The organism is Psychrobacter sp. SHUES1 (assembly GCF_001652315.1).
GTDB lineage: Bacteria > Pseudomonadota > Gammaproteobacteria > Pseudomonadales > Moraxellaceae > Psychrobacter > Psychrobacter faecalis.
The window spans coordinates 21,306-28,020 of the sequence record NZ_LXWA01000057.1 but is presented as its reverse complement, the minus strand read 5'-3'; the positions used below and the strand labels follow the sequence as shown (position 1 = coordinate 28,020).

6 protein-coding genes are annotated in these 6,715 nt (G+C 43.2%); 1 reads left to right on the top strand and 5 read right to left on the bottom strand.

Features of this window, described 5'->3' with window-relative positions:
* Window positions 1–205 precede the first annotated feature (205 nt).
* The 3 genes from fba to A7325_RS08020 all read right to left on the bottom strand — a co-directional run bounded on the left by fba (window position 206) and on the right by A7325_RS08020 (window position 3,587).
* Window positions 206–1,243 carry a class II fructose-bisphosphate aldolase gene (fba, locus tag A7325_RS08035; RefSeq protein ID WP_068406687.1) on the bottom strand — a complete coding sequence of 346 codons (1,038 nt, stop codon included), beginning with the start codon at window positions 1,241–1,243 and terminating at the stop codon, window positions 206–208.
* 467 nt (window positions 1,244–1,710) lie between these two features.
* Window positions 1,711–2,097 (bottom strand): hypothetical protein, encoded by a 387-nt coding sequence (locus A7325_RS08025; protein WP_068406683.1) that lies wholly within the window; start codon window positions 2,095–2,097, stop codon window positions 1,711–1,713.
* 287 nt (window positions 2,098–2,384) lie between these two features.
* The gene (locus A7325_RS08020) at window positions 2,385–3,587 is read right to left on the bottom strand and encodes a phosphoglycerate kinase (RefSeq protein ID WP_068406680.1); all 1,203 of its coding nucleotides are present in this window, start codon (window positions 3,585–3,587) and stop codon (window positions 2,385–2,387) included.
* Between the two features lie 422 nt (window positions 3,588–4,009).
* Here A7325_RS08020 and A7325_RS08015 point away from each other — a divergent pair, with 422 nt between their 5' ends.
* On the top strand, window positions 4,010–4,339 hold the full coding sequence (locus A7325_RS08015) for a TraR/DksA family transcriptional regulator (RefSeq protein ID WP_068406677.1): 330 nt from the start codon (window positions 4,010–4,012) through the stop codon (window positions 4,337–4,339).
* Window positions 4,340–4,418: 79 nt separating this feature from the next.
* Here A7325_RS08015 and A7325_RS08010 read toward each other — a convergent pair whose 3' ends face one another.
* Window positions 4,419–5,087, bottom strand: a complete 669-nt coding sequence (locus tag A7325_RS08010) for a thiamine phosphate synthase (RefSeq protein ID WP_068406675.1) — start codon at window positions 5,085–5,087, stop codon at window positions 4,419–4,421.
* A 92-nt stretch (window positions 5,088–5,179) separates the two neighbouring features.
* Window positions 5,180–6,274 carry a serine hydrolase gene (locus tag A7325_RS08005; protein WP_068406673.1) on the bottom strand — a complete coding sequence of 365 codons (1,095 nt, stop codon included), beginning with the start codon at window positions 6,272–6,274 and terminating at the stop codon, window positions 5,180–5,182.
* Window positions 6,275–6,715: the final 441 nt, after the last annotated feature.

Sequence of the window (6,715 nt, the reverse complement as noted above, 5' to 3'; positions counted from 1 at the left end):
GAGGGCCTTCACTTGGTGTTCTTTAACAATGATAAGACTGTATTTCGACAGTTAGTTAGCTTTTTAACCCCTAAACCTATGAAAATCGGGTGGGGATGATTTTTTTGTCGTGTGCAGAGAAGATTTAATATAAAAACTGCTTATAGCGTTTGCGCTAAAAATAAGCGGCTGTTATGGCTCAATGAGCATGCTTTTTTGGCCACACTTATTTATAAAAATCGACCATACCTTCAAGGCTGATTGGACGAATTTTATGCGCCTGACCCGCTGAACCAAAGGCTTGAAAACGATTGGTACAGATATCTGACATCGCAACCATAGAGGCTTTGAAATATTTACGTGGATCAAATTCGCTAGGGTTTTCTGCCAAGAATTTACGGATAGCGCCCGTTGATGCCAAACGTAAATCGGTATCGATATTGACTTTGCGGACGCCGTGCTTAATCGCTTCAACGATTTGTTCAACCGGCACACCATAGGTTTCACCGATATCACCGCCGTTTTCATTAATAACTTTTAGCCATTCTTGCGGTACTGACGACGAACCATGCATCACCAAGTGAGTATGCGGGATACGCGCATGAATCTCTTTGACGCGCTCAATCGATAAGATATCGCCTGTCGGTGGACGAGTAAATTTATACGCGCCATGACTGGTACCAATGGCAATGGCTAATGCATCGACATTAGTATCTTTAACAAACTGCTCGGCTTCATCAGCACTGGTCAATAGTTGCTCGTGATCCAATACACCTTCTGCACCTGAGCCGTCTTCTTCACCTGCCATGCCGGTCTCAAGGCTACCTAAGCAACCAATTTCACCTTCGACAGAAACGCCGCACGCGTGGGCCATTTTCACCACTTCGCGGGTCACGCTGGCATTATAATCATAGTCCATAGGCGTTTTTCCATCTTCACCGAGCGAGCCATCCATCATTACTGATGAAAAACCAAGCTGAATTGAGCGCTGGCAAATAGCAGGTGACATGCCATGGTCTTGATGCATCACCACCGGAATATGCGGCCATTCTTCAATCGCAGCAATAATCAGATGACGTAAAAATGCTGACCCTGCATAACTACGCGCGCCCGCACTGGCTTGCACGATGACAGGTGAATCACAAGCGTCGGCCGCCATCATGATGGCACGCATCTGCTCTAAGTTATTGACGTTAAAGGCCGGGACACCATAGCTGTGCTCAGCGGCATGATCCAAAAGTTGACGTAAAGATATTAAGGCCATAAAACGCTCTCTGATTAGATTTTAAAATAAATACTTGTAACGATTTGGTGATTACAAGTGTTCTATCCTCGCTGCAAGGTAGGTAAATCGACAAGCAGCACTATAGAACAGTTGGGAAAATGCAGGATTTTTACTAGCAATTATCACGCGCAGATTATAGCAAATTTTGCCCACGCTTCGTAGCGGTTGAGCGACTATTTATTAGGCTCACATTATTAGGCTCGATTAAGCTTGCGGTTTTATTGAGCATACCGATTGTATCGAGGTTACAGCTTTGGTTTAATTGATGAATGATGCTATTGCATACTTTACTTTTAACAATGCATAAAACGCAAAAAGCCTTGGTCATCACCAAAGCTTTTTAGTATTTCGAGGCTTATAAGACCGCTATTTATTATAGCGCTATGCATGCAAGTCAATTATTAAAATCAAATAACTTGAATGAATCATAACTGCTTAGCAATCAATTAGTACTGTTGTTCTGCTTCTACTGCGTTTTCACTGGCTTTCTCTTCAACAGCAGAGGCACCATCAGCAACCACGCCAGCAGTAGCGGAAACGGCTTCATTTGCGCCAACTACAACTGCTTCACCAGTATTTTCTATCGCGTCAGTCGCAGCAGCCCCAGCTGTCTCAGCACCATCAGCAACTTCGGTGCCAGCGTTTTGGGCAGCAACTTCAGCGTCAGCAGCTGCGGCTTCTGTTTCAGCAGCGGCAACTTCTGTGTTAGCAGCAGCGTCGTCACCAGCAGACTCAGCAGCAGCTTCCGTTTTATCTTGTGTTTCTTGGCTACATGCAGTAATTGCAAAGGTACCAGCAAGGACACTAGCAAGTAACAAATGACGTTTTAACATAATAAACCTCTCGTAAATAAAGCATGCCAAATACATGATTTTCGCTATTTTATAGAGTACAAATTGGGCATGCAATCATAATTTTCAGTATGGAAACAAATAATTACTACTTAATAATAAGCTGTGACCTTTCTCGCTCACTTCTATCCTGCAGCTCTCATACAGACAGGCCAAACAACAATAAAACCAAACACGATGGTCACTTTATTATTTTTATAGCCTACCCCAGATGCTCATAATAAGTTGTACGTCTAATGTTACTTAATTGGTAAATGACGATGAAACAATTACTCGCTGATTTGTAAAGCAGCGACTGCTGGCAACACTTTACCTTCTACAAATTCTAAGAACGCGCCGCCGCCCGTTGACATATAGCTGACCCCATCAGCCACTTGATATTTATCAATTGCCGCTAACGTGTCACCGCCGCCCGCAATCGAGAACCCTTGGCTATCTTTAACCGCGTTTGCCACGATTTGCGTACCTTGACCAAAAGCATCGACTTCAAATACGCCGACCGGTCCATTCCATAAAATGGTTTTTGCCTTAATGATAGCAGCCGCTAATTGCTTGGCGCTCTCTGGCGCGATGTCTAAAATCATGTCATTATCGCCGATGGTATCGACCGACTTAATAGTAGCGGTAGCTTTCTGTAACGAGCCAGTAAAGTCCGCAAAATCAATCTCATTTTTATCGGCCACGACCACATACTCTGGCAATAAAATCTCAGTCTTACTCATAATATCACGAGCGGTATCGACCAATTCCGCCTCATATAATGATGCTCCAACGCTATGACCTTGCGCTGCCAAAAAAGTGTTGGCAATACCGCCGCCAACGATAATTTGCGAGCATACTTCTGCTAAGCTATGCAGTACTTCAAGTTTGGTCGAGACCTTTGAACCACCAACGATTGCAAGCATCGGTTGGGCTGGCGTTTCAAGCGCAATACTTAAGGCATCAAGCTCAGCGGCCAATAAAGGTCCAGCGCAAGCGACTTTGCCCGCTTGATGCATCGCTTGGGTCACGCCTTCGGTTGACGCTTGCGCGCGGTGCGCCGTACCAAACGCGTCCATGACAAACACATCGCACAAATCCGCATATTTTTGCGCCAACGCTGCGTCGTTTTTCTTCTCGCCGTTATTAAAGCGCACGTTTTCTAGCAGCACGACTTCGCCTGCCTTGATTGCCACGCCTTGAGTTAGATAGTCTTTATTCAAGCTGACTGGCGCAGCTAGCTTATCGCTTAAATAGTCAGCAACTGGTGCAAGCGAATAGATGGCCTCAGGACTGCCTTCTGTCGGACGACCAAGGTGTGAGCAAACAATCACCGCCGCGCCCTTTTCTAACGCCATTTTGATGGTAGGCAAACTGGCTCGCAGGCGCGCATCGCTTGCGACTTTGCCATCTTTGATAGGCACATTTAAGTCTTCACGAATCAATACCACTTTATCCGCTAAGCTCAGCTCACTCATACGCAAAAAATTCATTACCTGCTCCTATGCATCATCTATGGTTAATCTACAATATGGCTGTTTGCTAACTGCAAAACGTTTTCACGAAATAGTCATTTTAAGACGTATATTATGGGTCATTCTCGCACTTGGTGTTATAGAACTGTCCAAGCAAGAATTTCAGCGGTGTATTCTAGCAGTTTTTAGTCTTCTCTTATAAAGAACTGCGATAAATTTTGCGCTATAGATTATCAATCCATATAACTGCCAAATTTCAATAGTAATCACATGTACTAAAAACAGTAACATTTCGTGGTGGTACTTTATCGTTAGGCTGTCTATGGTAAAAGAGTGTTTGTGATAAGCACCGCTCATTATAAGAAAGCGGCTTATTATAAAACCTATGATGATAATGAATAATAAACCTAACAATGAAAACAATTTCTCAGGAGAAAATTATGAGTATTGATATTGAAACTGCCAAACAAGACCTGCTAAACCTAAAGGAAGAATATGAAACTCGCATTGATAAAATCGAAGACCATATTCAAAACCCGCAAGACGACCTCAATGAACATTGGGAAGATCAGGCCATCTCATACCGTCAAAACGACATGCGCGCAAGCTTGATGGATGAAGCGCGTCAAAGCCTTATCTACGTCGAAAACGCGCTAAGCCGTATTGAAAACGGTACCTACGGTGAATGTGAAGTGTGCGGCAAACAAATTGAAGAGCAACGCTTGAAAGCGCTGCCATATGCCACGTTGTGTATGGAACATGCAGAATAATTTTTAATGGCTATTTCAAATAATGTTACTTGAAATAAATGTTAGCTTTAAAGATTAAAGAATTGATATAACTTTCTAATCAAGCAGGCGTTTGCCATCTGCTAAGCGCCTGCTGCCATTGCTGACAACGCGCGGCAATTTTCTCTACAGGCAAATCCATAATATCGCCAACGACCGCCACATAGGTAATTGGCAAACCCGAAAGCTCGGTTATATTTTCCGCCGTCAATCCCCCTATCACGCATATATCGATCCCCTGTTGACAACCTTCAATGAGCTGCTGGCGAGATATCACATTGGCATTAGGTTTGGTGTTTGAGGCAAAAACAGCGCCCATCGCCGCATAGCTTGCGCCATCTTCTTTTGCTTGTTTGATCAGCGCTACATCGCCGTGACAAGTTCGTCCGATAATTTCACTTGGTGCTAGGACAGTTTTGGCGTTATTTATCTCACCATCTTGTTGACCTAAATGTACCCCGATACCAAGTTTTTTGGCAAGTGCAGTGTCATCGTTCATCACAATATCGACATTATAGGCTCTAGCTAAGCTGACCACCTGCCGCGCTTCCTCATAGAGTTTTGCTTTGCCATTTGCTGATTGTAAGGTTTTTTTACGGCGAATTTGCAATAATGCTACCAGCCCTGTTGCTAATGCTGCTTCCAATTTTGCATATAACAGCGCGAATTCATCATCATTGGTAAGTAAGTATAATCTGGGCGCGGGCGCCATAGCCGATGCTTGGAACATATCATTTTTCCTCAAACAAGCTCAAATTTGACCCAATAAAAAGGCCGTTATATTACATAACAGCCTTGCACATCAATATTAAAATAGCACGCTTATACGGTACGGCGAGTCGCCAAACTGTTTAAGATATTTTTAGCATCACCCCAACGTGTCGCTGAACTGTTTGCGCCCAAAATCACGATAATCGCTGGACGATTATTGACGCGGGTTTCCATCACCACGCAGCGCCCTGCTTCATTGATAAAGCCAGTTTTTGAGATACCGATTGGATAGCTACCATCACGCACTAAGCTGCTGGTATTGTTAGCTTTATAGGTACGGTTGCCGCTTGAGTAGTTAGAGACATAAAAGTCATAGCTTTTGGTGGTCGAAAAACGACGAATGACATCGTAGTTACCAGCTGCACGTACCATTTTAACGAGATCATTTGATGAAGCGACATTACGCTTATCAAGACCCGTTGGGTCACCGAAGAAAGCGGTGGTCATGCCCAAATCTTGTGCTTTACGGTTCATAGCGCGCATAAAGGCACTATAACCACCTGGATAGTTACGCGCTAGGCTTTTTGCAGCTGGGTTTTCTGATTTCATCAATGCCATAAGTAGCATCTCAGCACGGTTCAAACGGTCACCTGACTTAAGGTTTGAGCTGGCGCGTTTTGGACCGACGAAATCTTCTGGATCAAGGGTAATCTCTTCACGCATGTCAAGACCGGCGTCTAGCACCACCATCGCTGTCATAATTTTGGTAATACTTGCCATCGGACGGGCAATATCAGCAGCTTTTTCGTAGATAGATTCGCCGGTTTCAGCATCGATAACCGCAACACTGCGCGAATCGGTACTGATTGGAATCATACTACCGCTGTTAAAACCGCCACGATAAGCGGTGTTATAGCTGTTGGTATTGTTAAAGTTATTATTATTGGTACTTCCAAAACTGTGTGCATTAGTAATATTGGTGGCGCCGTAACCATTGTCTACTTTTTTAATCGCCGAGCTATTACTGCTGTTGTACATGATTTTACGTGCTTCAGATAAGCTGTCGGCACCGCCCCAGCTCACACGAGCACTAGACTCAGAGCTAGAACTACCATTAATGGTAAGTGCCGCTTGTGCAACACTGCCCAAACTCAATGAAATCAGAGCAGCGATTAATTGCTGTTTGGTTAATGGTAGTTGCTTCATTATGCCTCCTGCAGCCGCGCTGCCATTAGTTAGATAATCGGTTACATACTAACTAATATCAACAACGTACGTAGCGTTTGTGGTTGTGTTTGTAGATACTCGCATAGAGTTTTTGTATTTTTAGTGTATCATGGTTTGCATTTAAGTTTAATCTACTAAATCAATTAGATGTCGTTTTTTGACCACATTCAAATTTTACTACATTTACTTTATATTACAGCAATATTAATTAACAATGGCGCAATATAGCATTACATTTAAGCTTATAAGGGCACAATTGCAAGGTTCATATAAAAGTATGCTGCTTAATATAAGGGAGTTTGTGAGTTTACATATTTTAGTCAATAAATTTATAGCAGCTGACATTTATAATAAGAAAATAAAATCATTTAGATAGTTTAAGTTTAACAGTGCACCCTTTATTCTGACCAATAGAAAAGA